Source organism: Pseudomonas sp. S1_G07 (assembly GCF_054668565.1).
On sequence record NZ_CP162778.1, the window covers coordinates 1,063,230 to 1,088,401 of the forward strand.

Here is a 25,172-nt window from a genome sequence, read left to right on the forward strand (position 1 = left end):
CTCAGCTCAGCGTCGAAATGTCAGCGATGTTCACGAACAAGCCGCGCAGACGCGCCAGCATGGCGTAGCGGTTTTTCCGCACGCCGGCATCTTCGGCATTGATCATCACCGCTTCGAAGAACGCATCCACCGGCTCGCGCAAGGTCGCCAGGCGTGCCAGGGCTTCGGCATAGTTGCGCTCGGCGATCAGCGGCTTCACTGCATTTTCTGCCTTGGCGATGGCCGAGTTCAGCGAGAACTCCTTGGCATCGGCAAACAGGCCTGGGTCGACGTCGGCGTTGCCCAGGCCTTCGGCCTTGCTCAGCAGGTTCGACACACGCTTGTTCACGGCGGCCAGGGCGTCGGCTTCCGGCAGTTTGCGGAAGGCCTGTACGGCTTGTACGCGCTGATCGAAGTCCAGCGCCGAGCCCGGTTGCAGGGCACGTACCGACAGGTAGACGGAAACGTCCACGCCTTCGTCTTCGTAACGCGCGCGCAGGCGGTCGAACACAAACTCCAGCACTTGCTCGGCCAGGCCGGCTTGCTTGACCTTGGCGCCGAACTGGCCGACGGCGAACACCACGGCCTGGGTCAGGTCAAGGTCGAGCTTCTTGTCGATCAGGATGCGCAACACACCCAGGGCTGCACGGCGCAGGGCATAGGGGTCTTTGCTACCGGTGGGCAGCATGCCGATACCGAAGATGCCGACCAGGGTGTCCAGCTTGTCGGCAATGGCCACGGCTGCGCCGGTCAAGGTGGTTGGCAGCTCAGCGCCTGCACCGCGCGGCATGTACTGCTCGTTCAGTGCCAGGGCAACATCGTCGGCTTCGCCGTCGTTGAGGGCGTAGTAGTAGCCGGCAACGCCTTGCATCTCAGGGAACTCACCGACCATCTCGGTGGCCAGGTCGCACTTGGACAGCAAGCCGGCTCGTGCGGCCCAGGCGGCGTCGCCGCCAATGCGTGGGGCGATGTAGGCCGCCAGCTTGGAAACACGCACAGCCTTGTCGTAGACGCTGCCGAGTTTTTCCTGGAACACCACGTTTTGCAGGCGCAGGTTGAAATCTTCGAGCTTCTGCTTCTTGTCTTGCTTGAAGAAGAACTCGGCGTCGGTCAGGCGCGGGCGCACGACTTTCTCGTTACCGGCGATGATCTGCTGCGGGTCCTTGCTTTCGATGTTGGCCACGGTGATAAAACGCGGCAGCAATTTGCCGTCCACGTCCAGCAGGCAGAAGTACTTCTGGTTGTCCTGCATGGTGGTGATCAATGCTTCCTGCGGCACGTCGAGGAAGCGCTCTTCGAACGAGCACACCAGCGGCACTGGCCATTCAACCAGGGCCGTCACTTCGTCGAGCAGGCTTGGCGGCACGATGGCGGTGCCTTCCTGCAGGCGGGCCAGCTCTTCAGTGCGCTTGCTGATCAGCTCGCGACGCTCATTGGCGTCGGCCAATACGTAGGCCGCACGCAGATCGTTGAGGTAGTTGGCCGGCGAGGTGATGCGCACGCTTTGCGGGTGGTGGAAGCGGTGACCACGGGAATCGCGACCGGCCTTCTGGGCGAGGATGGTGCAATCGATGACCTGGTCACCGAGCAGCATCACCAGCCACTGCGTTGGGCGCACGAACTCTTCCTTGCGCGCCCCCCAGCGCATGCGCTTGGGGATCGGCAGGTCGTTCAGGGAGTCTTCGACAATAGTCGGCAGCAGACTCGCTGTCGGCTTGCCGGTGATAACCTGGCTGAAACGCAGTTTCGGGCCGCTCTGGTCGATCTCGCTCAGCTCCACGCCACACTTCTTGGCAAAACCAAGGGCGGCCTGGGTGGGGTTGCCTTCGGCGTCGAAGGCAGCCTGGCGCGGTGGGCCGTCAAGGTTGATGCTGCGGTCCGGCTGCTGGGTTTCCAGCGCGGTCAGCAACACGGCCAAGCGACGTGGCGCGGCGTAGACGTGCTTGGCTTCAAACTTCAGGCCAGCGCTTTGCAGGCCTTTTTCGATACCGGCCAGGAAGGCATCGGCCAGGGTATTGAGCGCCTTGGGTGGCAGCTCTTCGGTGCCCAGTTCAACCAGAAAATCTTGAGCACTCATTGTGCAGCCTCCAGCTTAGCCAACACTTCATCACGCAGGTCCGGGGTTGCCATCGGGAAGCCCAGCTTGGCGCGAGCCAGCAGGTAGGCTTGGGCGACGGAACGCGCCAGGGTGCGGACACGCAGGATGTATTGCTGGCGCGCGGTCACCGAGATGGCACGGCGGGCGTCCAGCAGGTTGAAGGTATGGGATGCCTTCAACACCATTTCATAGCTCGGCAACGGCAGCGGCTGGTCCAGTTCGATCAGGCGCTTGGCTTCGCTTTCATAGAAGTCGAACAGTTCGAACAGCTTGTCGACATTGGCGTGCTCGAAGTTGTAGGTCGATTGCTCCACTTCGTTCTGGTGGAACACATCGCCGTAGGTCACTTTGCCGAATGGGCCGTCAGCCCAGACCAGGTCGTAGACCGAATCCACGCCCTGCAGGTACATGGCCAGGCGCTCGAGGCCGTAGGTGATCTCGCCGGTCACCGGGTAGCACTCGATGCCGCCCGCTTGCTGGAAGTAAGTGAACTGCGTCACTTCCATGCCATTGAGCCAGACTTCCCAGCCCAGGCCCCAGGCGCCCAGGGTTGGCGACTCCCAGTTGTCTTCGACAAAACGGATGTCGTGGACCAGCGGGTCCAGGCCGACGTGTTTCAGCGAGCCCAGGTACAGTTCCTGGAAGTTGTCCGGGTTTGGCTTCAGGACTACCTGGAACTGGTAGTAGTGCTGCAGACGGTTCGGGTTCTCGCCGTAGCGGCCGTCAGTCGGGCGACGACTGGGCTGCACATAAGCGGCGTTCCAGGTTTCCGGGCCGATGGCCCGCAGGAAGGTAGCGGTGTGGAAAGTGCCGGCGCCTACTTCCATATCGTAGGGCTGAAGTACCACACAACCTTGCTCGGCCCAGTATTGCTGGAGGGCGAGGATCAAGTCTTGGAAGGTACGCACGGCTGGCGTAGGCTGGCTCACGAAATTCACCTGTTACTTGGGCTGCGATTTAAAGAGCGGGAGTATACCCGATTCGGCCGCGCCACCATCCCCTGGAGCCTTATGCCACGCTGCTTTTGGTGTTCTGAAGATCCGCTGTACATGGCTTATCACGATCAGGAGTGGGGAACACCGCTGCGCGATGCGCAGGGTTTGTTCGAGTTACTTTTGCTCGAAGGGTTCCAGGCGGGCCTGTCCTGGATCACCGTTTTACGCAAACGCGAGCATTATCGAAAGGTCTTGTTTGGTTTTGATGCGCGGCGTTTGGCCCAACTGACCGATGAAGATATCGAAGCGCTGATGCTCGATCCCGGCATCGTGCGCAACCGCCTCAAACTCAAGGCCACCCGCCGCAACGCCGAGGCCTGGCTGGCGCTGGAGGACCCGGTGGGGTTGCTCTGGTCATTTGTCGGTGGCGTGCCCCAGGTCAATCATTTCAAGGACCGCAGCGAAGTCCCGGCGATTACCCCGCAAGCCGAAGCCATGAGCCGAGCCTTGAAAAAAGCCGGCTTCACCTTTGTCGGGCCGACCATTTGCTACGCGTTCATGCAGGCCTCGGGCATGGTCATGGACCACACTCAGGACTGCGACCGTTACGCGGACCTGGCCAACGCCGGTTAGAATGGCGGCTTTGCGCACCACACACGATCAGGAGTGACCTGTGGAAAAGTTTAAAGGCGCCTTGCTGGTAGGCGCTCTTCGGTTGTTTGCCCTGCTGCCCTGGCGCGCGGTGCAAGCCGTGGGTTCGGCCATCGGCTGGATCATGTGGAAAACCCCCAACCGCTCCCGTGAAACGGTGCGGATCAACCTCTCAAAATGCTTTCCGGACATGGACCCCGCCGCGCGCGAGCGCCTGGTTGGCCAGAGCCTGAAGGACATCGGCAAGTCCCTGACCGAAAGCGCCTGCGCCTGGATCTGGCCGGCCCAGCGCTCTATCGACCTGGTGCGTGAAGTTGAAGGTCTGGAAGTGCTGCACGAAGCACTGGCCTCGGGCAAAGGCGTGGTCGGCATCACCAGCCACCTGGGCAACTGGGAGGTGTTGAACCACTTCTATTGCAGCCAGTGCAAACCGATCATTTTCTATCGCCCGCCCAAGCTCAAGGCGGTGGATGAATTGCTGCGCAAGCAACGCGTGCAACTGGGTAACCGCGTGGCCGCGTCGACCAAGGAAGGCATCCTCAGTGTGATCAAGGAAGTGCGCAAGGGCGGCCAGGTAGGTATTCCGGCCGATCCGGAGCCGGCCGAGTCCGCCGGGGTCTTTGTGCCGTTCTTTGCCACCCAGGCGTTGACCAGCAAGTTCGTGCCGAACATGCTGGCGGGCCACAAGGCAGTGGGCGTGTTCCTGCATGCCCTGCGCCTGCCGGATGGTTCAGGTTACAAAGTGATCCTGGAAGCGGCGCCCGAAGACATGTACAGCACCGACACCGCCACCTCCTGCGCGGCGATGAGCAAGGTGGTGGAGCGTTATGTCGGCGCCTACCCGAGCCAGTACATGTGGAGCATGAAGCGCTTCAAGAAACGCCCGCCGGGTGAAGAGCGGTGGTACTGATTCAGCATTGACTCAAGGTCGATGCAAAACCAATGTGGGAGCGGGCTTGCTCGCGAATGCAGAGTGTCAGTCACTGAATATGTATCTGACATAGCGCATTCGCGAGCAAGCCCGCTCCCACATTTTTGATCTTCATTCAGGCTTGGCGGTCGAGTTTTTTCAGGAACACAGTCATCTCTTTTTCAGCCTGTTTGTCGCCGTGGGCCTGGGCCACTTCGATGCCCTTCTCCCACGCCACCCGTGCAGCGGCCTGATCACCCAGCCCCAGATGCGCCTTGCCCAACAACTTCCACGCCGCCGAATACTTCGGATCGAACTCGACGCATTTGCGCAAATGCTCGGCCGCCTGGGCGTTGTCCTTCAAATCCAGATAACCCTTGCCCAGGCCAAAGCGCAGCAGTGAGTTATCCACACCCTTGGCCAGCATCTTTTCCAGGGATTCGAGCATTTCAAAAACTCCGTTTGATCAGAAAAAGCTCAACCCCACGTGGAACAGTTTCTCCACATCGCGAATATGTTTTTTATCCACCAGGAACAGGATCACATGGTCACCGGCGGCGATCATCGTGTCGTCGTGGGCAATGATCACTTCCTCATCTCGAATGATCGCGCCAATGGTGGTGCCCGGTGGCAAGCCGATGTCGCAGATGGCCTTGCCGATCACCTTGCTCGATTTCGCATCACCGTGGGCGATTGCCTCGATGGCTTCCGCCGCGCCCCGGCGCAGGGAGTGCACGCTGACGATATCGCCACGGCGTACGTGGGCGAGCAAGGTGCCGATGGTGGCCAGTTGCGGGCTGATTGCAATGTCAATGTCGCCGCCCTGGATCAGGTCGACATAGGCCGGGTTGTTGATGATGGTCATCACCTTTTTCGCCCCCAGCCGCTTGGCCAGCAGCGAGGACATGATGTTGGCTTCGTCATCGTTGGTCAGGGCCAGGAAAACATCGGCATCGGCGATGTTCTCTTCCAGCAGCAGGTCTCGGTCCGAGGCGCTGCCTTGCAGGACCACCGTGCTGTCGAGAGTGTCGGATAAATGCCGGCAGCGCGTCGGGTTCATCTCGATGATCTTCACCTGGTAGCGGCTCTCGATCGCTTCGGCCAGGCGTTCGCCAATCTGGCCGCCGCCAGCGATGACGATGCGCTTGTAGTTCTCATCGAGCTGGCGCATTTCGCTCATCACCGCACGAATATTGGCCTTGGCCGCGATGAAAAATACTTCGTCGTCGGCTTCGATCACCGTGTCGCCCTGGGGCAGGATCGGCCGGTCACGGCGGAAGATCGCTGCCACGCGCATCTCCACATTCGGAATGTGCTCGCGCAGTTGCTTGAGCTGCTGGCCCACCAACGGCCCGCCATAGTAGGCCTTCACCGCCACCAATTGCGCTTTGCCGCCGGCGAAGTCGATTACCTGCAAGGCACCGGGAATTTCGATCAGACGCTTGATGTAGTGGGTCACCACTTGTTCCGGGCTGATCAGCACGTCTACAGGAATCGCGTCATTGTCGAACAGGCCGGCGCGCGTCAGGTAGGCGGCCTCACGCACCCGGGCAATCTTGGTGGGGGTGTGGAACAGGGTGTGGGCGACCTGGCAGGCGACCATGTTGGTTTCGTCGCTGTTGGTCACGGCCACCAGCATGTCGGCGTCATCGGCACCGGCCTGGCGCAGCACCGTCGGAAAGGATGCGCGGCCCTGTACGGTGCGGATGTCCAGGCGGTCACCGAGGTCGCGCAAGCGCTCACTGTCGGTGTCGACCACGGTGATGTCATTCGCTTCGCTGGCCAAATGTTCGGCCAGTGTGCCGCCCACTTGCCCTGCACCAAGGATGATGATTTTCATCCGGTCACTCCCTTAAACCCATTCAGCCGCGCGTGGCGGCGATCTTGATCAGTTTGGCGTAATAGAAACCATCATGCCCGCCTTGTTGCGCGAGTAGTTGGCGGCCGTGGGGCTGCTTGATGCCGGCGTCCGTGGCGAGGTCCAGTTCCCGTGCGCCGCTGGTGCGGGCGAGGAAGGCTTCGATGACTTCGGTGTTCTCGGTGGGCAACGTTGAGCAGGTGGCGTAGAGCAGGATGCCGCCGACTTCCAGGGTCGGCCACATCGCATCGAGCAGTTCGCCTTGCAGCACGGCCAGGGCAGCGATGTCGTCGGCTTGGCGGGTGAGTTTGATATCCGGGTGGCGGCGGATCACGCCGGTGGCCGAACACGGGGCGTCGAGCAGGATGCGCTGGAATGGCGTGCCGTCCCACCAGGTGGCGGTGTCACGTCCGTCGGCGGCGATCAGTTCGGCGTTCAGGCCCAGGCGTGCGAGGTTTTCCCGCACGCGCACCAGGCGCTTGGCTTCCAGGTCGACGGCGACTACGCCGGCGAGGTCTTTTTCGACCTCCAGAATGTGGCAGGTTTTACCGCCCGGTGCGCAACAGGCGTCCAGTACCCGTTGACCGGGGGCCAGGTCGAGCAAGTCGGCCGCCAGCTGCGCAGCTTCATCCTGCACGCTGATCCAACCTTCGGCAAAGCCCGGCAGGCTGCGCACATCGACGGCGGCTTCGAGCACGATGCCGTCGCGGCTGTACACACAGGGCGTGGCGTTGATGCCCGCGGTCGTCAGCAACTGCAGGTAGGCGTCACGGCGGTGATGGCGACGGTTGACCCGCAGGATCATCGGCGGGTGCGCATTGTTGGCCGCGCAAATGGCTTCCCATTGCTCGGGCCAGAACGCCTTGAGGGATTTTTGCAGCCAGCGTGGGTGGGCGGTGCGCACCACCGGGTCATGTTCCAGCTCGGCCAGCAGTGCTTCGCTTTCACGCTGGGCGCGACGCAGCACGGCGTTGAACAGGGCCTTGGCCCAGGGCTTTTTCAGTTTGTCGGCGCAACCGACGGTTTCACCGATGGCGGCGTGGGCCGGTACGCGGGTGTAGAGCAGTTGATAGAGACCCACCAGCAGCAACGCCTGCACATCCGCATCCGCCGCCTTGAACGGTTTTTGCAACAGCTTGGCCGCCAGGGCGGACAAGCGTGGTTGCCAACGGGCGGTGCCAAAGGCCAGGTCCTGGGTGAAACCGCGATCGCGGTCTTCGACCTTGTCCAACTGCGTGGGCAGCGAACTGTTCAGCGACGCCTTACCGTTGAGTACGGCGGCGAGCGCCTTGGCGGCGGCCAGACGTGGGTTCATTGAGCGGTCACCCCGAGGATCGTGCCCAGGGCAAATTTCTCACGACGGCTGTTGAACAGATCGCTGAAATTCAGCGCCTTGCCACCGGGCAATTGCAGACGTGTCAGGCACAGCGCCTGTTCACCGCAGGCGACCAGCAGGCCGTCCTTGCTGGCGCCGATGATCTCGCCCGGTGCGCCCTTGCCGTCGGTCAAGGTGGCAGCCAGCACTTTCAAGGCTTCGCCGTTGAGGGTGCTGTGGCAGATCGGCCACGGGTTGAAGGCGCGCACCAGGCGTTCCAGCTCCACGGCCGGGCGGCTCCAGTCGACGCGCGCTTCGTCTTTGTTCAATTTGTGGGCGTAGGTGGCCAGGCTGTCGTCTTGCACTTCGCCTTCCAGGGTGCCGGCAGCGAGGCCGGCGATGGCCTGGATCACTGCCGGCGGGCCCATCTCGGCCAGGCGGTCGTGCAGGCTGCCGCCGGTATCGGTGGCGCTGATCGGGGTGATGGCCTTGAGCAGCATCGGGCCGGTATCCAGGCCTGCCTCCATGCGCATCACGGTCACACCGCTTTCGCTGTCGCCCGCCTCCACGGCGCGCTGGATCGGCGCCGCGCCGCGCCAGCGCGGCAGCAGCGAGGCGTGGCTGTTGATGCAACCCAGGCGTGGAATGTCCAGCACCCCTTGCGGCAGGATCAGGCCGTAGGCCACCACCACCAGCAGGTCGGGTTTCAGCGCGGCCAGTTCGGCCTGGGCCTCGGCATTGCGCAGGGTGGGCGGCTGCAGCACCGGAATGTGGTGCTCGAGCGCCAACTGCTTGACCGGGCTGGGCATCAGTTTCTGCCCACGCCCGGCCGGGCGATCCGGTTGGGTGTACACCGCGACGATGTCATAAGGGCTGGCGAGCAGCGCCTTGAGGTGTTCGGCGGCGAATTCGGGCGTGCCGGCAAAAACAATGCGCAATGGCTCGGTCATGGGAGGTCTCGGTTAAAAACAGTCACAAAAGAAAAAGGCTTGCCGCGGCAAGCCTTTGGAAGAAGGGCATCAAGCTTGCTGGCGATGCTTTTTTTCCAGCTTCTTCTTGATCCGGTCGCGCTTGAGCGTGGACAGGTAATCGACAAACAGCTTGCCATTGAGGTGATCGCATTCGTGCTGGATGCACACTGCCAGCAGGCCTTCGGCGATCAGCTCGTACGGCTGGCCATCACGGTCCAGCGCCTTGATCTTCACGCGCAGCGGGCGTTCGACGTTTTCGTAGAACTCCGGCACCGACAGGCAACCTTCCTGGTATTCGCCCATCTCTTCGGTCAGCGGTTCGAACTCGGGGTTGATGAACACCCGTGGTTCGCTGCGATCTTCCGACAGGTCCATGACCACGACGCGCTGATGCACGTTGACCTGGGTGGCGGCAAGGCCGATGCCCGGGGCTTCATACATTGTTTCAAACATGTCGTCGACCAACTGACGAACCTTGTCGTCCACTACGGCCACCGGTTTGGCGATCGTGCGCAGGCGCGAGTCGGGGAATTCGAGGATGTTCAAAATAGCCATAAGCGTAATTGCTGCACATGTGAGGTAGAGGCAAATCGGCGCTGGGATGGACCCACGCGGCCGGTGTGAAATGCCCGAAAGCCGCGAGGGCCTTGGCATTTCACGCGAACGCACATAATAAAGGAGATTCACCCCATGAGGAAATCGCTACTCGTCTTGCTGCTCTGGGCCCCGTTTGCCATGGCCGTACTGGCCCCGTCCGGCCAGCGCCTGGATTCACCGACGCAACAGGCCATCCAGCGTTTTTTGCTGCATAACCGCATTCTGGATACGCCGCAGGACTTGGACACAGCCCCTTACATCGTCGCGGCCGGCGCCGGTCGCGTGCTGGGCGCCAATGGCGAGCCTGTGTACGCCAGGGGTGACCTGGACCCTACCCAGCCGAGCTATGGGATTTTTCGCCGAGGCAAGGTCTACACCGACCCGCAAACGCGAGAACTGATGGGGGTCAACGCCGACGACATCGGCACGGCCCGTTTTGTGACCGCTGGCGACCTCAACACCCTGGCCGTGCAGCGGATCACCCAGGAAGTGCGCCCTGGTGATCGCCTGCTCCGCGCCCAGGCACCTGTTGCGCCGGCAGGCCTGCAACCCCACGTGTCTGGGTCCTTTATCGAAGGGCACATTATCGATGTCCCCAAAGGTGTAACCCAGATCGGCGTGCTCGACGCCGTCACTCTGAACAAAGGCCGCCGCGATGGCCTGGTCGAAGGCCAACTGCTGAGAGTGATCAAGGCCGGCGCCACCGTGCGAGATGTGCTCACCGGCGAGCCACTCGCGCTCCCCGATGAGCGTGCCGCCACCCTGTTGGTGTTTCGAACCTATGAAAAGCTCAGTTACGGCCTGGTGCTCAGCGCTTCGCAACCGCTGGCGGTGATGGACCGTTTCGAGACAGCCGTCAAACACAATAAATAGCCTGCTAAATAAGTTACCAACAGAGTTATCCACAGCTTGTTCCGGTCAAGGATGATCCGATGAATCCGATAAACAGCCATGAAATTTCCCCGTCAGAACTCGAAGCGCGACTACGCTTGCACAGGCTGCCGGAACTGGGCCCGAAGCGTTTTCGCCTATTGATCGAGGCGTTCGGCTGCGCGTCCAAAGCCCTCAGCGCCCCCGCCAGTGCCTGGCGGTCCCTGGGAGTGCCAGCCATCAGCGCCGAGGCCCGGCGTAGTCATGAAATCCGTGATGGCGCGAGTGATGCACTGGCCTGGCTGGGGCGCCCGGCCCAGCATTTGCTGATGTGGGACCAGCCTGAGTACCCGGCACTGCTGGCTCAGATCGACGACGCGCCACCCTTGTTATTCGTCGCCGGCGACCCTTTGATTCTGGAAAAACCACAACTGGCGATGGTCGGCAGCCGCCGCGCATCGCGCCCTGGCATGGACACCGCCGCCGCCTTTTCCCGCAGCCTGGCGGGCGCTGGGTTTGTCATCACCAGTGGCCTTGCGCTGGGTATTGATGGGGCGGCGCATCAGGCAGCTTTGGATGTTGGGGGGCATACAATCGGTGTACTCGGCACCGGCCTGGAAAATTTTTATCCACAGCGCCACCGACGTCTCGCGGCGCAGATGATTGCCCAAGGCAGTGCGGTGGTTTCCGAGTTCCCCTTGGACGCCGCGCCCCAGGCCGGCAACTTCCCCCGACGCAACCGCATCATCAGTGGCTTGTCCCTGGGCGTGCTGGTGGTCGAGGCCAGTATGGCCAGTGGCTCGCTGATCACGGCGAAACTCGCGGCCGAGCAGGGGCGCGAGGTCTATGCGATTCCAGGCTCGATCCATCATCCCGGGGCCAAGGGTTGTCACCAGTTGATTCGCGATGGCGCAGTATTGGTGGAAACCATCGAGCATATCCTCGAGGGGTTGCGCGGGTGGCAGGCGTTGTCTTGCCCGGCACCGCTGCCGGTGACCCATCCGCTGGTGGCTCTGTTGCTTGCGGCGCCGCACACCAGCGAAGCCCTGGCGATCGCGAGCGGGCGTCCGTTGTCCCAGGTGTTGGCGACGCTCACGGAGCTGGAGCTTGAAGGCCGGGTGATTTGCGAAAGCGGGCGCTGGCTCGCGCGCTGCTAGGTTTTGTAACAGAGATCGGTAAACTGCGCAGAGCTTTAGTCCGGAGAGTGAACAATGGTCAACAGGTGGCGTGTGCTGGAAGCCGCACGAGAAATTCGCGCAGGCGCGGTGATTGCCTATCCAACCGAGGCAGTCTGGGGCCTGGGCTGCGACCCTTGGAACGAAGAAGCAGTGGACCGGCTGCTGGCGATCAAGAATCGCTCGGTGGACAAGGGGCTGATCCTGGTGGCGGACAATATTCGCCAGTTCGATTTTCTGTTCGAAGACTTTCCGGACACCTGGATCGAGCGCATGGCCAGCACCTGGCCGGGGCCGAATACCTGGTTGGTACCGCATCAGGATTTGCTCCCCGAGTGGGTGACCGGCGTGCACGACACGGTGGCGCTGCGCGTCAGCGATCACCCGCTGGTGCGGGATTTATGCTCGTTGGTGGGGCCGTTGATTTCCACCTCGGCCAACCCCCAGGGCCGCCCGGCGGCGCGCACGCGAATTCGCGTGGAGCAATATTTCCGTGGCCAGGTGGACCTGGTGCTCGGTGGTGCCCTGGGTGGGCGCAAGAATCCGAGCCTGATCCGAGATTTGGTGACGGGTGATGTGGTACGACCTTCCTGAGACCTAGGCGCAGCCATCGCGGGCAAGCCCGGCTCCCACATTTGATCGGTGTCTGTCATGACAACTCGGTCAGTGTGGGAGCCGGGCTTGCCGCCATGGTGTCCTTAAGGCAGCAGAATGGTTGAGCCGGTCGTGCGCCGCGCCGACAGCTCCGTCTGCGCCTTCGCCGCCTCAGCCAGCGGGTACCGCTGGTTGATATCGATCCGTACCTTGCCGCTCGTGATCATCGAAAACAGATCATTCGCCATCGCCTGCAAGTTCGCCGAATTGTTGGCGTAAGTCGCCAGGGTTGGCCGGGTTACGTACAGCGAGCCCTTCGCCGCCAGAATCCCCAGGTTCACCCCGTCCACCGCACCCGATGCATTGCCGAAGCTCACCACCAGCCCGCGAGGTGCCGCGCTGTCCAGCGACGTCAGCCAGGTGTCCTTACCGACGCCGTCGTACACCACTGGGCACTTTTTGCCGTCCGTTAATTCCAGCACGCGCTGTGCGACATTTTCCTTGCTGTAGTCGATGGTTTCCCAGGCACCGAGGGACTTGGCCAAGGCGGCTTTTTCCGGCGAGCTCACGGTACCGATCAACTTGACGCCCAGAGCCTTGGCCCATTGGCAGGCCAGGGAGCCTACGCCACCAGCGGCGGCATGGAACAGGATGGTCTCGCCGCCCTTCAACTCATAGGTCTGGCGCAGCAGGTACTGCACGGTCAGGCCCTTGAGCATGGCCCCGGCGGCCTGTTCGAAGCTGATCTCGGCCGGCAGGTGCACCAGGTTGGCGGCAGGCAATACGTGCAGCTCGCTGTAGGCACCGAGTGGGCCGCTGCCATAGGCCACGCGGTCGCCGACCTTGAACTGGGTGACCTCGCTGCCCACCGCCTCTACCACGCCGGCGCCTTCGGCGCCCAATCCCGATGGCAAGGCCGGCGGCGCATACAGCCCGCTGCGGTAGTAGGTGTCGATGAAATTCAGGCCAATGGCTTCGTTACGCACCCGAACCTGCTGCGGGCCCGGCTGCGCCGGTGTGTAGTCCACATATTCAAGTACTTCGGGGCCGCCATGGGCTCTGAACTGGATACGTTTGGCCATCTGCACTTCTCCTGAGATCGAATTCGCGTAGCCCCCTATCGGACTCCTAAGCTTGATCTTCGTCAACTGCGGCGCACCTGAGTGCGGTGCGATGGGAGCACGGTGGTATCCTGTGCGCCCATTTGCCGCCGACGCCGCATGGCCTCGCGTAGCTTTGCCCGATTCAAGGTGATGCCATGACTACCCGCACCGAGGCTGTAAAAGCCTATCTGCTTGACCTGCAAGACCGCATTTGCAGTGCCCTGGAAACCTTCGAGACGGACACTCGCTTTATTGAAGACGCCTGGACCCGGCCTGCTGGCGGTGGCGGCCGTACCCGTGTAATTGAAAACGGTTCGGTGATCGAAAAAGGCGGCGTCAACTTTTCCCACGTGTTTGGCAGTGGTCTCCCACCGTCCGCCAGTGCGCACCGCCCTGAGCTGGCCGGTCGCGGGTTTGAAGCGCTCGGCGTGTCGCTGGTGATCCATCCGCACAACCCGCACGTGCCAACTTCCCACGCCAACGTGCGGTTTTTCATCGCCGAAAAAGACGGCGAAGAGCCGGTATGGTGGTTCGGTGGCGGCTTCGACCTCACGCCCTACTACGGCAACGAAGAAGACTGTATCCACTGGCACCGCGTAGCCGAGCAGGCTTGTGCACCGTTCGGCCCGGACGTTTATGCACGCTACAAAGCGTGGTGCGACACCTACTTCCATATCAAGCACCGCAATGAGCCGCGTGGCATTGGCGGCTTGTTCTTCGATGACTTGAACGAGTGGGGCTTCGACACCTGCTTCGCCTTTATCCGTGCCATCGGCGACGCCTGCATCGACGCCTATCTGCCAATCATGCAGCGCCGCAAGGCCACCGCCTACACCGAACAACAGCGCCAGTTCCAGGAGTTTCGTCGCGGCCGCTACGTTGAATTCAACCTGGTATATGACCGTGGCACCCTGTTCGGCCTGCAATCGGGCGGGCGTACCGAGTCGATCCTGATGTCGCTGCCGCCGCAAGTGCGCTGGAGCTACGACTGGAAGGCCGAAGCCGGCAGTGAAGAAGCGCGCCTCACCGATTACTTCCTGCAGGACCGCGACTGGCTCGGCGTGGCAGCGCCCAAGGCGGCTGTCTGATGGATCGCTATGTGGTGTTCGGCAACCCCATTGGCCACAGCAAGTCGCCGCTGATCCACCGCATGTTTGCCGAGCAGACCGGCGAACAGTTGGACTACAGCACCTTGCTCGCGCCGCTGGAAGATTTTACCGGCTGTGCCCGCGAGTTTTTCCGACAAGGCCGTGGCGCCAATGTCACCGTGCCGTTCAAGGAGGAGGCTTATCGCCTGGCCAACACCCTCACCGAGCGCGCTCAACGCGCGGGCGCGGTGAACACCCTGAGTAAGTTGGCCGATGGCACCTTGCTGGGCGATAACACCGATGGCGCGGGCCTGGTGCGCGACCTCACGGTGAACGCCGGGTTGAGCCTGCACGGCAAACGCATCCTGTTGCTGGGTGCCGGTGGTGCGGTGCGCGGTGCGCTGGAGCCGTTGCTGGCTGAGCAGCCTTCTTCGCTGATCATCGCCAACCGCACCGTGGAAAAGGCCGAAATGCTTGCCGAGCTGTTCGACGACCTCGGCCCGGTGTCCGCCAGCGGCTTCGACTGGCTGCGTGAGCCGGTGGACGTGATCATCAACGCTACCTCCGCCAGCCTGGCAGGCGATGTACCGCCGATTGCCGGCAGCCTGATCGAACCGGGCAAGACGTTCTGCTACGACATGATGTATGCCAAGGAGCCGACCGCGTTCTGCCGCTGGGCCACTGAACACGGCGCCGCAGTGGCGATGGATGGCCTGGGCATGCTCGTGGAGCAAGCGGCCGAAGCGTTCTACCTGTGGCGCGGCGTGCGCCCGGAGTCGGCGCCGGTGTTGGCTGAGCTTCGCCGGCTCTTATCAAACTAAAACTTCACCCTGAATTCTTGCATGGCACTTTCAGTCAACCGCATTTCTGTGGCGAGCGGGCTTGTCGAATCGTCGCACCGCCCGCGTTGGGGTGCGAAGCGCCCCTAATGAAGACGAATGCGCTGTATCAGGCACTCCTCTGCGCCTGTTCTTGGGGCTGCTGCGCAGCCCAACGCGGGGCAAGCCCGCTCGCCACAGAGATCGGGCTTGCTACGCGACAGCTCTACGCGAAGAGGTAATGGGGCCTCCCAACGTGTTAATCGCGTTCAGTCTTCGAAGTGGAGGGGGCACTTGTCGGGCCCTTCCAGTTTTTTCAGTTCCTCAACCACGTGTGGCCGGGCCCGGCGCAACGTCAGGCTGCGTCCCAAAGCCCTCAACCGACGCGCTTCCTGGTGCAGCATCTCCACCCCGGAATAGTCGATAAAGTTGATCTGCTGCGCTTCGATCACCACCCGTTCGCCCTGCAGACTTTGCAGGCGCACTTGCAGGTAATGGCTGGCGCCAAAAAAAATCGAGCCGCCCACCCGCAGTACATCCTCTTCGCCATCCCGCCATTGCTGAACCCGTGGTTGCGAGGTGCGCTTGAGGTAGAAAAACAGCGACGCCAGCACCCCCGCATAGATCGCCGTTTGCAGCTCCAGCAAGAGTGTGGCGACACACGTCAGGCTCATCACTGCAAACTCGGCGTGGCTGACCCGGAACAACGCGCGAATACCGCGATGATCCACCAGGCCCCAGCAAATCAGCAGGATGCTTGCGGCCATGCTCGGGATCGGAATATGCGCGATCAGCGCCGCGCCAAACAGGGCAAACAGCGCCACCCAGAGTGCGGAAAACACCCCCGCCAATGGCGAGCAGGCGCCCGCTTCATAGCTGAGACCGGAGCGGGTAAAGGAACCGGCTGACAAGTACCCAGAGAAGAATCCTCCAACGATGTTGGACAATCCCTGCGCACGCACTTCCTGATTCGCGTCGAGCAATTGCTGCGAGCGAGCCGACAGCGAGCGGGCAATCGACAGGCTGGTCACCAGCCCCAGCATGCCCACCGCCACGGCACTCGGGAGCAGGCGCAGGATCATGTCCAGGTCCAATGGCAGCGGGCTGAACGGCGGCAGTTTGCCGATAAACCAACTGACCCGCGCCACATGCCCGAACATCGCCGGCCACAGCCATGCGACCAGGCTGCCCAATGCCAGGGCAATCAGCAGCGTCGGCCACCGTGGCATCAGGTACTTGAGCAATGCGCCCACCAGTAACGTGCCCAGGCCCAGCGCCAGCGAGGCGTGGTCCCACTCTTTGCTATGGTCGATCAAGGTCAGCAGGCTATTGATGGCGGTGGCCTGGCTCGGCAAATCCAGCCCCAGCAGGTTGGGCAACTGCCCCAGGGCGATTACCACGGCAGCCCCGAGAGTGAAACCGAGTACCACCGAATGGGAGACGAAATTCACCAGCGCGCCGAAGCGCAGCATGCCCAGCAACCACTGGAATACCCCGGCGAGCAACGTGAGCAACAGGATCAAGGTGATGTAATCCTGTGAGCCCGGCATGGCCAGCGGGCTGACACTGGCGTAAAGCACGATGGAAATTGCCGCCGTGGGGCCGCAGATCAGGTGCCAGGATGAACCCCACAGACAAGCGATCAGCACCGGGATGATTGCGGCGTACAGGCCGTATTCCGGTGGGAGACCGGCGATCAGCGCGTAGGCAATCGACTGCGGCAAGGCGAGCACGGCGCCGCTGAGGCCGACCATCGCATCCCGGCCGACACTGGCGCGGGTTTGGCGTGGCAGCCAGTCCAGGAAAGGAAAGAGTGTGTGGCGGTTGGGCCGGGGCATCGCAAACTCGGTTTGAAAGGTTTGGCTCAGGGTATCAGTACGTACAAATCCTTGTGTGCGTTGGCTTGCCTGCGATGCAGACGACTCGGTCCGTCAGTTAAACCGAGGTGATGCTATCGCAGGCAAGCCAATTCCTACAGGGGGGGCAGCGGTGCTCGTTAGAGCTTGGCTTTTACCGCAGCCAACGCATCCTGGCCATCCACGGTTTTCACGCCGTCGAGCCACTTATCCAGCACCGCCGGATTGGCCTTGATCCACGCCTTCGCCGCGTCGGCATTGCTGACCTTGTTGTTGGCCACCTCGGCCATGATGCTGTTCTCCATCGCCTGGGTGAAACTCAGGTTGGTCAGTAGTTTGCCTACGTTCGGGCAGGCCTGTGCATAACCTTTGCGGGTCAGGGTATACACGCTGCCGGTGTCGCCAAAATACTTCTCGCCGCCTTTGAGGTAGTGCATTTTCAGTTGCACGTTCATGGGGTGCGGTGTCCAGCCAAGGAAGGTCACGAACTTCTGCTTTCTAACCGCCCGCGACACTTCGGCGAGCATTGCCTGTTCGCTGGACTCGATCAGCTTCCACTGGCCGAGGTCGAAGTCATTTTTCTTGATGATCTCCTGCAACGAGATATTCGCCGGCGCGCCGGAGCCGATGCCGTAGATCTTCTTGTCGAACTTGTCGGCGAATTTATTCAGGTCGGCAAAGTCATGCACACCCGCGTCCCACACGTAGTCCGGCACGGCGAGGGTGAACTCGGTGCCGTCCAGGTTCTTCGCCAGTTGCACCACATCGCCATTGGCCACGAACTTGTCGTAGAACCCCTGCTGCGCCGGCATCCAGTTGCCAAGGAACACGTCCACCTGGCCATCCTTGAGCCCGCCAAAAGTGATTGGCACCGCCAGGGTGTCGACCTTCGGTTTGTAGCCCATACCCGTCAGCAGAAAGCCGGCGATGGCATTGGTTGCGGCAATGTCACTCCAGCCGGGATCGGCCATCTTCACCGTTTCACAACGGGCGTCTGCATACACATTGGCGCTGCTCAGTAGCAGCATGCCCAGCACCACAGTCAACTTTTGCATGGCCTTCCCTCTGTTTAGTTATTGGTTTTGGCAGGGTTGTGGATAACGTGCCTTGCGCTCCAGATCGTCGAGGTCGATATGGTTGCGCATGTACTGCTGACTGGCGTCCACCAGTGGCTGGTGATCCCAGCTCTTCAGCTTGCCCTGGGTCAGCGCCTCGAACACCAGGCGACGGCGGCGTTGGCTGGCGAGCACTTGCTGGTGGATCGCCGGGATGTCCCATTTGGCCCGCGCCTCAATCAGGAATGCGTCGAACAGCGCCCGATGCTGCGGCGACTGGCTGAGCTCTTCCTGCTCCCGTGGGTCGTTGTGCACATCGAACAGTAGACAGGGATCGTCTTCGCTGTAGATGAATTTGTAAGCGCCGCGGCGAATCATCATCAGCGGGCTGACGGTGCCTTCGGCCATGTATTCGCCGAACACTTCGTCGTGCCCGCCCTGCCCTTGCAAGTGCGGCACCAGCGAGCGGCCGTCCAGCGGCAGGCGCGGGTCCAGTTCGCCGCCGGCCAGTTCCACCAGGGTCGGCAACAGGTCGGCGGTGGATACAGCTCTGGCCACGCGCCCCGCCGCGAATTGCCCCGGCGCACTGATCAGCAGCGGTACGCGGGCGGCCATTTCAAACCAGTGCATTTTGTACCAGAGGCCGCGCTCGCCGAGCATGTCACCATGGTCGCCGGAGAACACGATGATCGTATCGTCGGCCAGGCCGGTGTCTTCCAATGTCTGCAGCAGCTTGCCGACGTTGCTGTCGATGTAGCTGCATGCGCCGAAGTAGGCGCGGCGCGCATCGCGGATCTTATCCACAGGCAGCGGTTTGCCCCACAGGTCGTAGACCTTGAGCAGGCGCTGGGAATGCGGGTCGAGATCGGCCTGGGGTGGCGTCGCAGGCAAGGGAATGTCGGCGTCGTCGTACAGGTCCCAGAACGGCTTGGGAATGGTGTACGGGTCGTGGGGGTGAGTCATGGAAACGGTCAGGCAGAACGGCCGGTCGCCGTCCTCACGGATATGGTCGAACAAATACTGTTGGGCCTTGAACACCACCTCTTCGTCGAAATCCAGCTGGTTGGTGCGCACGCACGGGCCGGCTTGCAGCACCGACGACATGTTGTGGTACCAGGTGGGGCGCACGTCTGGCTCGTCCCAGTTCACCGCCCAGCCGTAGTCGGCGGGGTAGATGTCGCTGGTCAGGCGCTCTTCGTAGCCGTGCAACTGGTCGGGGCCGCAGAAATGCATCTTGCCCGACAGCGCGGTGCGGTAGCCGAGGCGACGCAGGTAGTGGGCATACGTCGGTACGTCGGCCGGGAAATCCGCGGCGTTGTCATAGGCGCCGATCTTGCTCGGCAACTGGCCGCTGACCAGGGTGAAGCGCGACGGTGCGCACAGCGGGCTGTTGCAATAGGCCGCGTCGAACACCACGCCTTGTTCGGCCAGGCGGCTCAGGTTTGGCAGCTTGATTGGGGAAGGTCCGTAGAACGGCAGCATCGGCGCGGCCATTTGATCGGCCATGATGAAAAGAATGTTCTTGCGCTTCATAGGGCTTCGGCATTCCATAGGCGATGTTTATGCGAGTGAGCATGCGGCCCATGGAAAACGGGGTAAAGCCCATGAAATGCAATGTCTAGGATAAGCACTGCTTATGTATGAAGCCCTCGGTAACCTGTCCCTCGACCTGCTGCGTGCCTTTGACGCGGCGGCACGTCATCGCAGCTTTACGGCAGCCGCCATGGAGTTGGGCACCACCCAGCCGGCGATCAGCCAGCAGATCAAGCGCCTTGAAGAACAGCTGGCGATCCGCCTGTTTGACCGCATCTACCGTGGCATTGAACTGACCGACGCCGGCTCCGTGCTGTTCGAACACGTACAGGGCGGTTTGCAGAGCATCAACCAGGGCCTCGGTGCTATCACCCGGCAGGACCAGCACGAAGTGCTCCAAGTGGCTACCGACTTCGCCTTCGCCGCCTACTGGCTGATGCCGCGCCTGCATCGCTTCCACCAGGCCAACCCTCAGGTCGACGTCAGCCTGGTGACCAGCGAACGCAACCACGCCACCCTGCGCAGCGACATCGACGTGGCAGTGCTGTTTGGCGATGGCCGCTTCAAGCAGGGCGACAGCCTGTGGTTGTTCAATGAGGAAGTGTTTCCGGTGTGCAGCCCGCAGTGGCTCAAGGACCAGGCCACGCCGCTGACCCTGCAGACCTTGCCCGACGTTCCCTTGCTGCACCTGCGCCAGGAAAACAACAGCCGGTGGTTCGACTGGAGCGGCGTGTTCCGCGAGCTGGGCATCAGCGCCGCGCCCACCCCCGGCCAGTTGCGCTTCGACAATTACACCCTGCTGATCCAGGCCGCGATTGCCGGCCAGGGCGTGGCTATCGGCTGGCGCCACCTGGTGGATAACCTGCTGGAACAGAACTGGTTGTGCCGGCCGTTCGGCAACACGGTGGTCTCACGCTTGGGCTATTACGTGGTACAGCCCCAGCGCAAACGCCGGGGGCAGCTGGTCGAGCGTTTTGTCGATTGGCTGGTGGCCGAGCAGGCCGGTAGTGCGCAGTCATTGGCCGGGCTGGCCCTGCCGTCGATTGCGGTCTAGCCTCTGGCGCATATTGGATCCGGAGTCCGTCATGCAACGTATCAAGGGCTATCACGCTCACATCTACTTCGACGCCACCACAATCGATCAGGCGCGCACCCTGTGTGAAGACGCCGCAAAATTGTTCCCGCTGCGCATGGGGCGCGTGCATGAGCGCCCCGTCGGGCCGCACCCCGACTGGAGCTGCCAGCTGGCGTTCGACGCCGAATACATCGGCATAGTCCTGCCGTGGCTGGCGCTGCATCGCAATGGCCTGGTGGTGTTCCTGCATCCCGAAACCGGCGATGACCTGAAGGATCACACCGACTACGCGATCTGGATGGGCGCGATGCGCCCGCTGAACCTGGCTGCTTTGTAAGCACTGTCTCTGATTTGCAACGCTCAACGTCTGTCGAGGTTGTAGGGATTTGCGTAGCTATTTCCCATTATATGGGACATGCATTTATATATTGAGATGTTGCCAGGCATCGGTTTATATTCGCCCATCTGCTTTTTTCAGCACCCACTCATTTCAGGTGAAGCGATGCAGGCGCAATTGATCGCGCTCGATTGGGGAACCAGTTCCCTTCGTGCTTACAAACTCGGCCCCGCAGGCGTGGTGCTGGAACAACGTTCGCTGGCGTCGGGCATCATGCATTTGCCCTCCGAGGCCCGCGAGATTGCCGGTGTGTTGTGCAGCGATGGCTTCGAATTGGCCTTCGAGGCGGCCTGCGGCGATTGGCTCGATGCCGAACCCGGCTTACCGGTGATCGCCTGCGGCATGGTCGGCAGCGCCCAGGGCTGGAGCGAGGCGGCGTATCGCAATACGCCGGTCGATGTCGCCAGCCTGGGCCAGGCCCTGCACAAGGTACGCAGCCTGCGCGGTATCGAGGTGCACATTGTGCCTGGCGTGATCGAGCAGGTTGGTTTGCCCAATGTAATGCGCGGCGAAGAAACCCAGGTGTTGGGTGTGTTGCAGGGGCTGAAGGCCGAGGTGTTGATTGGCCTGCCGGGCAGCCACTCCAAATGGGTCGAGGTGATGGGTGGCTGCATCACTCATTTCGACACATTCATGACCGGTGAAGTGTTTGCGGTATTGAGCAAGCACAGCCTGCTTGGCCGTACCCAAACGCCTTCTGAAACTTTCCAGGCCGATGCCTTTGACCGAGGCGTGCATGTGGCGCTGTCCGACGAGGGTCGGCGTGGCGTGCTGTCGACGTTGTTCAGTGCGCGCACCCTGGGTCTGACTGCTGAACTCTCACCCCAGCAGCAGCCCGATTACCTGTCCGGCCTGTTGATCGGTCACGAACTCGCGGGCCTGCCGGACCGCGCCAAACACATGCCGATCATCCTGGTCGGCGCCGCTCCCCTCTGCGCCCGCTATCAACGCGCCCTCGCCTTTTGTGGGTTCGCCCACGTCAGCCTGGCGCAGGAAGCCACTGAGCGCGGTCTGTGGCAACTGGCCGTGGCGGCCGGGCTCACTCAACCTGTATTGGAGGCCTGACATGCTCAAGCAAGCACTCGCACAAAACGGTCTGATCGCAATTCTGCGTGGTGTACGCCCGGACGAAGCCCAGGCTGTCGGCCAGGCGCTGTACGACGCCGGTTTTCGCGTGATCGAAGTGCCGCTTAATTCGCCGGACCCTTACACCAGCATCCGCACCCTGCGTGACAGCCTGCCCGCCGATTGCCTGATCGGTGCCGGTACGGTGTTGACGCCTGAGCAGGTCGAGCAGGTGAAAGCGGCTGGCGGCCAAGTGATCGTCATGCCCCACAGCGATCCCAAGGTGTTGCGCGCCGCCAAAGCGGCGGGTCTGTACCTGTCGCCGGGGGTGGCCACGCCCACCGAAGCCTTCGCCGCCCTGGCCGAAGGCGCCGACGTATTGAAACTGTTCCCGGCCGAACAAATGGGCCCGGCGGTGATCAAGGCGTGGCTGGCGGTGCTGCCGCAGGGCACATTGCTGCTGCCGGTGGGCGGTATTAACCCGGACAACATGCAGGTGTTCACCGACGCCGGCGCCAAAGGGTTCGGGCTGGGTTCCGGGTTGTTCAAACCGGGTATGACAGTGGATCAGGTAGCGAGCCGCGCCCAGGCGTATGTCGCCGCCTGGAAAGCCCTGAGCTGATATCAAGTTCCGCGCCCCTGGCGCTGCATCGATAAGAGAGATAACAGATGAAAATCACCAAACTGACGACCTTTATCGTCCCGCCGCGCTGGTGCTTCCTCAAGGTCGAAACCGACCAGGGCGTAACCGGTTGGGGCGAGCCTGTGGTTGAAGGCCGCGCCCACACCGTGGCCGCTGCCGTCGAGGAACTGTCCGACTACCTGATCGGCAAAGACCCGCGCAATATCGAAGACATCTGGACCGTGCTCTATCGCGGAGGCTTCTACCGTGGCGGCGCCGTGCACATGAGCGCGCTGGCCGGCATCGACCAGGCGCTGTGGGACATCAAGGGCAAGGCCCTGGGCGTGTCCGTCAGCGACCTGCTGGGTGGCCAGGTGCGTGACAAGATCCGCGTGTATTCGTGGATCGGCGGTGACCGCCCCGCCGACACCGCCCGAGCTGCCAAGGAGGCCGTGGCCCGTGGCTTTACCGCCGTGAAAATGAACGGCACCGAAGAATTGCAGTTCGTCGACAGCTTCGAGAAAGTCGACCTGGCCCTGGCCAACGTCGCCGCCGTGCGCGATGCAGTCGGTCCTAACGTCGGCATCGGCGTCGACTTCCATGGTCGCGTGCACAAGCCCATGGCCAAGGTGCTGATGAAGGAGCTGGACCCGTACAAGCTGATGTTTATCGAAGAGCCGGTACTCAGCGAAAACTACGAAGCGCTCAAGGAACTGGCACCGCTGACCAGCACCCCGATTGCCCTGGGCGAGCGGCTGTTTTCACGTTGGGACTTCAAGCGCGTGCTCAGCGAAGGCTACGTCGACATCATCCAGCCGGATGCTTCCCACGCCGGTGGCATCACCGAAACCCGCAAGATCGCCAACATGGCCGAAGCCTACGACGTGGCCCTGGCCCTGCACTGCCCGCTGGGCCCGATTGCCCTGGCGGCCTGCCTGCAGCTGGACGCGGTCTGCTACAACGCATTTATCCAGGAGCAAAGCCTGGGCATTCACTACAACGAGAGCAACGACCTGCTCGACTACGTGCGCGACCCGGGCGTATTCGACTATGACCAGGGCTTTGTGAAGATCCCCAACGGGCCGGGCCTGGGCATTGAGATCAACGAGGAATATGTGATCGAACGCGCGGCTATCGGCCACCGCTGGCGCAACCCGATCTGGCGCCATGCCGATGGCAGTTTTGCCGAGTGGTGATGTTTTTATCTGAAGACACCCGGTAAAAATGTGGGAGCTGGCTTGCCAGCTCCCACCTTGACCACGTTCCGTCCCTCAATAAACATAAGAAGAGGCACCTCCCCATGCAACCTGAACCCCTCACCGGGCAGGCTTCTTTAGTCACGCCTAGCCGAAAGCGCTTCTTCATCATGGTGCTGCTATTTATCACTGTGGTGATCAACTACCTGGATCGCAGCAACTTGTCGATTGCCGCACCGGCGCTGACCAGCGACTTAGGGATAGACCCCGTGCAGGTCGGGCTGATTTTCTCCGCGTTCGGCTGGACCTACGCCGCCATGCAGATCCCCGGCGGTTGGCTGGTCGACCGCGTGCCGCCGCGCATCCTCTACGCTGCTGCCCTGCTGCTGTGGTCCATCGCCACTGTGATGCTCGGCTTTGCCGCCAGCTTTATCGCGCTGTTTGTGTTGCGCATGGCGGTTGGCGCGTTGGAAGCGCCGGCTTACCCGATCAACAGCCGCGTGGTGACCACCTGGTTTCCCGAGCGTGAACGCGCTACCGCGATTGGTTTCTATACCTCGGGGCAGTTCGTCGGGCTGGCGTTTCTCACGCCGGTACTGGCCTGGCTGCAACATGCGTTCGGGTGGCACATGGTGTTCGTCGTCACCGGCGGCGTCGGCATCCTGTGGGCGGTGATCTGGTATGCGGTGTACCGCGAGCCGAAGGATTTCAAAGGCGCCAACGACGCTGAAATCCAGTTGATCCGTGACGGTGGCGGCCTGGTGGACATGCAGGCGCAAACGGCCAAAGCACCGTTCAGTTGGGTCGACCTGGGCATTGTGCTGAGCAAGCGCAAACTCTGGGGCATCTACCTGGGGCAGTTCTGCCTGAACTCCACTCTATGGTTCTTCCTGACGTGGTTCCCGACCTACCTGGTGAAATATCGCGGCATGGACTTCATCAAGTCCGGCCTGCTGGCGTCGCTGCCGTTCCTGGCGGCGTTTGTCGGCGTGCTGTGTTCCGGGATTTTTTCCGACTGGCTGATTCGCCGGGGCGCGTCGGTAGGCTTCGCACGCAAATTGCCGATCATTGGCGGGCTGCTGATTTCCACGGCGATCATTGGCGCCAACTACGTGGATTCGACGGCGTGGGTGATTGCGTTTTTGGCGGTGGCGTTTTTTGGTAATGGCCTGGCGTCGATTACCTGGTCGTTGGTGTCGACCTTGGCCCCCGCACGGCTGCTGGGGCTGACCGGCGGGGTGTTCAACTTCATCGGTAACTTGTCGGCGATTGCCACGCCGATCGTGATCGGCTTTTTGGCCAGCGGCGATTCGTTTGCACCAGCGATTACCTATATCGCGGTGCTGGCGTTGCTTGGGGCGCTGTCCTACATACTGCTTGTAGGCAAGGTTGAACGGATCGAGCTGTAAAA

General features: G+C 62.0%; 24 protein-coding genes. 13 read left to right on the plus strand and 11 right to left on the minus strand.

Annotation, left to right across the window (positions count from 1 at the left end; all coding sequences use genetic code 11):
* Window position 1 precedes the first annotated feature (1 nt).
* Window positions 2-2,056 (minus strand): glycine--tRNA ligase subunit beta, encoded by a 2,055-nt coding sequence (glyS, locus tag AB4O05_RS04965; protein ID WP_460132563.1) that lies wholly within the window; start codon window positions 2,054-2,056, stop codon window positions 2-4.
* Window positions 2,053-3,006, minus strand: coding sequence for a glycine--tRNA ligase subunit alpha (gene glyQ / locus AB4O05_RS04970; protein ID WP_003187265.1), 954 nt, complete (start codon window positions 3,004-3,006; stop codon window positions 2,053-2,055). The genes glyS and glyQ overlap by 4 nt, the downstream gene beginning before the upstream one ends.
* An 81-nt stretch (window positions 3,007-3,087) precedes the next feature.
* Here glyQ and AB4O05_RS04975 point away from each other — a divergent pair, with 81 nt between their 5' ends.
* Window positions 3,088-3,645, plus strand: a complete 558-nt coding sequence (locus tag AB4O05_RS04975; RefSeq protein WP_460132562.1) for a DNA-3-methyladenine glycosylase I — start codon at window positions 3,088-3,090, stop codon at window positions 3,643-3,645.
* 40 nt (window positions 3,646-3,685) lie between these two features.
* A complete protein-coding gene (locus AB4O05_RS04980) occupies window positions 3,686-4,573 on the plus strand; it encodes a lysophospholipid acyltransferase (RefSeq protein ID WP_460132561.1) in 888 nt (295 codons plus the stop codon).
* 136 nt (window positions 4,574-4,709) lie between these two features.
* Here the strand turns inward: AB4O05_RS04980 and AB4O05_RS04985 are convergent, their stop codons facing one another.
* The 5 genes from AB4O05_RS04985 to def all read right to left on the minus strand — a co-directional run bounded on the left by AB4O05_RS04985 (window position 4,710) and on the right by def (window position 9,272).
* Complete coding sequence (locus tag AB4O05_RS04985) at window positions 4,710-5,021, minus strand: hypothetical protein (protein WP_460132559.1); 312 nt, start codon at window positions 5,019-5,021, stop codon at window positions 4,710-4,712.
* Window positions 5,022-5,039: 18 nt separating this feature from the next.
* Complete coding sequence (gene trkA / locus AB4O05_RS04990; protein ID WP_460132557.1) at window positions 5,040-6,413, minus strand: Trk system potassium transporter TrkA; 1,374 nt, start codon at window positions 6,411-6,413, stop codon at window positions 5,040-5,042.
* A gap of 22 nt (window positions 6,414-6,435) precedes the next feature.
* A complete protein-coding gene (gene rsmB, locus AB4O05_RS04995; RefSeq protein WP_460132555.1) occupies window positions 6,436-7,746 on the minus strand; it encodes a 16S rRNA (cytosine(967)-C(5))-methyltransferase RsmB in 1,311 nt (436 codons plus the stop codon).
* The gene (gene fmt, locus AB4O05_RS05000) at window positions 7,743-8,696 is read right to left on the minus strand and encodes a methionyl-tRNA formyltransferase (protein WP_460132554.1); all 954 of its coding nucleotides are present in this window, start codon (window positions 8,694-8,696) and stop codon (window positions 7,743-7,745) included. Before fmt ends, rsmB begins: the two co-directional genes overlap by 4 nt.
* A 69-nt stretch (window positions 8,697-8,765) precedes the next feature.
* Window positions 8,766-9,272, minus strand: a complete 507-nt coding sequence (gene def, locus AB4O05_RS05005) for a peptide deformylase (protein ID WP_460164844.1) — start codon at window positions 9,270-9,272, stop codon at window positions 8,766-8,768.
* Window positions 9,273-9,407: 135 nt separating this feature from the next.
* On the opposite strand from def, the gene AB4O05_RS05010 reads away from it, so the two are divergent.
* Genes AB4O05_RS05010 through AB4O05_RS05020 form a run of 3 tightly spaced genes read left to right on the plus strand, consistent with a single transcriptional unit; the run spans window position 9,408 to window position 11,953 of the window.
* Window positions 9,408-10,187 (plus strand): peptidoglycan-binding protein, encoded by a 780-nt coding sequence (locus tag AB4O05_RS05010; RefSeq protein ID WP_460132552.1) that lies wholly within the window; start codon window positions 9,408-9,410, stop codon window positions 10,185-10,187.
* A 59-nt stretch (window positions 10,188-10,246) separates the two neighbouring features.
* On the plus strand, window positions 10,247-11,341 hold the full coding sequence (gene dprA, locus AB4O05_RS05015; protein WP_460132551.1) for a DNA-processing protein DprA: 1,095 nt from the start codon (window positions 10,247-10,249) through the stop codon (window positions 11,339-11,341).
* A gap of 54 nt (window positions 11,342-11,395) precedes the next feature.
* Entirely contained in the window at window positions 11,396-11,953 is a 558-nt protein-coding gene (locus AB4O05_RS05020) for an L-threonylcarbamoyladenylate synthase type 1 TsaC (protein WP_248083236.1), read from the plus strand.
* Window positions 11,954-12,057: 104 nt separating this feature from the next.
* Here AB4O05_RS05020 and AB4O05_RS05025 read toward each other — a convergent pair whose 3' ends face one another.
* Complete coding sequence (locus AB4O05_RS05025; protein ID WP_460132548.1) at window positions 12,058-13,035, minus strand: quinone oxidoreductase family protein; 978 nt, start codon at window positions 13,033-13,035, stop codon at window positions 12,058-12,060.
* A gap of 176 nt (window positions 13,036-13,211) precedes the next feature.
* Here AB4O05_RS05025 and hemF point away from each other — a divergent pair, with 176 nt between their 5' ends.
* Together hemF and aroE are read left to right on the plus strand one after the other, a co-directional pair.
* Complete coding sequence (gene hemF, locus AB4O05_RS05030; RefSeq protein WP_460132546.1) at window positions 13,212-14,144, plus strand: oxygen-dependent coproporphyrinogen oxidase; 933 nt, start codon at window positions 13,212-13,214, stop codon at window positions 14,142-14,144.
* Entirely contained in the window at window positions 14,144-14,965 is an 822-nt protein-coding gene (aroE, locus tag AB4O05_RS05035; RefSeq protein WP_460132544.1) for a shikimate dehydrogenase, read from the plus strand. Before hemF ends, aroE begins: the two co-directional genes overlap by 1 nt.
* Before the next feature lie 266 nt (window positions 14,966-15,231).
* Here aroE and AB4O05_RS05040 read toward each other — a convergent pair whose 3' ends face one another.
* The 3 genes from AB4O05_RS05040 to betC all read right to left on the minus strand — a co-directional run bounded on the left by AB4O05_RS05040 (window position 15,232) and on the right by betC (window position 19,406).
* Window positions 15,232-16,800: a SulP family inorganic anion transporter gene (locus tag AB4O05_RS05040; RefSeq protein WP_460132543.1), complete on the minus strand. Its 1,569-nt coding sequence runs from the start codon at window positions 16,798-16,800 to the stop codon at window positions 15,232-15,234.
* Window positions 16,801-16,958: 158 nt separating this feature from the next.
* Window positions 16,959-17,873, minus strand: coding sequence for a choline ABC transporter substrate-binding protein (choX, locus tag AB4O05_RS05045; protein WP_460132541.1), 915 nt, complete (start codon window positions 17,871-17,873; stop codon window positions 16,959-16,961).
* A gap of 18 nt (window positions 17,874-17,891) precedes the next feature.
* Window positions 17,892-19,406: a choline-sulfatase gene (betC, locus tag AB4O05_RS05050; RefSeq protein WP_460132539.1), complete on the minus strand. Its 1,515-nt coding sequence runs from the start codon at window positions 19,404-19,406 to the stop codon at window positions 17,892-17,894.
* Between the two features lie 103 nt (window positions 19,407-19,509).
* Here betC and AB4O05_RS05055 point away from each other — a divergent pair, with 103 nt between their 5' ends.
* From AB4O05_RS05055 to AB4O05_RS05080, 6 genes are all read left to right on the plus strand, one after another.
* Entirely contained in the window at window positions 19,510-20,460 is a 951-nt protein-coding gene (locus AB4O05_RS05055) for a choline sulfate utilization transcriptional regulator (RefSeq protein ID WP_460132538.1), read from the plus strand.
* Between the two features lie 31 nt (window positions 20,461-20,491).
* Complete coding sequence (locus tag AB4O05_RS05060) at window positions 20,492-20,818, plus strand: DOPA 4,5-dioxygenase family protein (RefSeq protein WP_460132536.1); 327 nt, start codon at window positions 20,492-20,494, stop codon at window positions 20,816-20,818.
* A gap of 165 nt (window positions 20,819-20,983) precedes the next feature.
* The gene (locus tag AB4O05_RS05065; protein ID WP_460132535.1) at window positions 20,984-21,943 is read left to right on the plus strand and encodes a 2-dehydro-3-deoxygalactonokinase; all 960 of its coding nucleotides are present in this window, start codon (window positions 20,984-20,986) and stop codon (window positions 21,941-21,943) included.
* A gap of 1 nt (window position 21,944) precedes the next feature.
* Complete coding sequence (locus AB4O05_RS05070) at window positions 21,945-22,565, plus strand: 2-dehydro-3-deoxy-6-phosphogalactonate aldolase (protein WP_460132534.1); 621 nt, start codon at window positions 21,945-21,947, stop codon at window positions 22,563-22,565.
* A 47-nt stretch (window positions 22,566-22,612) separates the two neighbouring features.
* Complete coding sequence (gene dgoD, locus AB4O05_RS05075) at window positions 22,613-23,761, plus strand: galactonate dehydratase (RefSeq protein WP_003170741.1); 1,149 nt, start codon at window positions 22,613-22,615, stop codon at window positions 23,759-23,761.
* Window positions 23,762-23,865: 104 nt separating this feature from the next.
* On the plus strand, window positions 23,866-25,170 hold the full coding sequence (locus AB4O05_RS05080; protein ID WP_460132533.1) for an MFS transporter: 1,305 nt from the start codon (window positions 23,866-23,868) through the stop codon (window positions 25,168-25,170).
* Window positions 25,171-25,172 lie beyond the last annotated feature (2 nt).

Excerpts from the sequence above, each read along its gene's own strand:
- AB4O05_RS05070 (WP_460132534.1), top strand. The coding sequence starts at position 21,945 with ATGCTCAAGCAAGCACTCGCACAAAACGGTCTGATCGCAATTCTGCGT.
- AB4O05_RS05040 (WP_460132543.1), bottom strand. The coding sequence starts at position 16,800 with ATGCCCCGGCCCAACCGCCACACACTCTTTCCTTTCCTGGACTGGCTG.
- betC (WP_460132539.1), bottom strand. The coding sequence starts at position 19,406 with ATGAAGCGCAAGAACATTCTTTTCATCATGGCCGATCAAATGGCCGCG.
- AB4O05_RS05010 (WP_460132552.1), top strand. The coding sequence starts at position 9,408 with ATGAGGAAATCGCTACTCGTCTTGCTGCTCTGGGCCCCGTTTGCCATG.
- dgoD (WP_003170741.1), top strand. The coding sequence starts at position 22,613 with ATGAAAATCACCAAACTGACGACCTTTATCGTCCCGCCGCGCTGGTGC.
- rsmB (WP_460132555.1), bottom strand. The coding sequence starts at position 7,746 with ATGAACCCACGTCTGGCCGCCGCCAAGGCGCTCGCCGCCGTACTCAAC.
- AB4O05_RS05060 (WP_460132536.1), top strand. The coding sequence starts at position 20,492 with ATGCAACGTATCAAGGGCTATCACGCTCACATCTACTTCGACGCCACC.
- aroE (WP_460132544.1), top strand. The coding sequence starts at position 14,144 with ATGGATCGCTATGTGGTGTTCGGCAACCCCATTGGCCACAGCAAGTCG.
- AB4O05_RS05020 (WP_248083236.1), top strand. The coding sequence starts at position 11,396 with ATGGTCAACAGGTGGCGTGTGCTGGAAGCCGCACGAGAAATTCGCGCA.
- choX (WP_460132541.1), bottom strand. The coding sequence starts at position 17,873 with ATGCAAAAGTTGACTGTGGTGCTGGGCATGCTGCTACTGAGCAGCGCC.
- AB4O05_RS05055 (WP_460132538.1), top strand. The coding sequence starts at position 19,510 with ATGTATGAAGCCCTCGGTAACCTGTCCCTCGACCTGCTGCGTGCCTTT.
- AB4O05_RS04975 (WP_460132562.1), top strand. The coding sequence starts at position 3,088 with ATGCCACGCTGCTTTTGGTGTTCTGAAGATCCGCTGTACATGGCTTAT.
- AB4O05_RS05065 (WP_460132535.1), top strand. The coding sequence starts at position 20,984 with ATGCAGGCGCAATTGATCGCGCTCGATTGGGGAACCAGTTCCCTTCGT.
- AB4O05_RS04985 (WP_460132559.1), bottom strand. The coding sequence starts at position 5,021 with ATGCTCGAATCCCTGGAAAAGATGCTGGCCAAGGGTGTGGATAACTCA.
- glyS (WP_460132563.1), bottom strand. The coding sequence starts at position 2,056 with ATGAGTGCTCAAGATTTTCTGGTTGAACTGGGCACCGAAGAGCTGCCA.
- def (WP_460164844.1), bottom strand. The coding sequence starts at position 9,272 with ATGGCTATTTTGAACATCCTCGAATTCCCCGACTCGCGCCTGCGCACG.
- trkA (WP_460132557.1), bottom strand. The coding sequence starts at position 6,413 with ATGAAAATCATCATCCTTGGTGCAGGGCAAGTGGGCGGCACACTGGCC.
- fmt (WP_460132554.1), bottom strand. The coding sequence starts at position 8,696 with ATGACCGAGCCATTGCGCATTGTTTTTGCCGGCACGCCCGAATTCGCC.
- AB4O05_RS05025 (WP_460132548.1), bottom strand. The coding sequence starts at position 13,035 with ATGGCCAAACGTATCCAGTTCAGAGCCCATGGCGGCCCCGAAGTACTT.
- hemF (WP_460132546.1), top strand. The coding sequence starts at position 13,212 with ATGACTACCCGCACCGAGGCTGTAAAAGCCTATCTGCTTGACCTGCAA.
- AB4O05_RS05080 (WP_460132533.1), top strand. The coding sequence starts at position 23,866 with ATGCAACCTGAACCCCTCACCGGGCAGGCTTCTTTAGTCACGCCTAGC.
- dprA (WP_460132551.1), top strand. The coding sequence starts at position 10,247 with ATGAATCCGATAAACAGCCATGAAATTTCCCCGTCAGAACTCGAAGCG.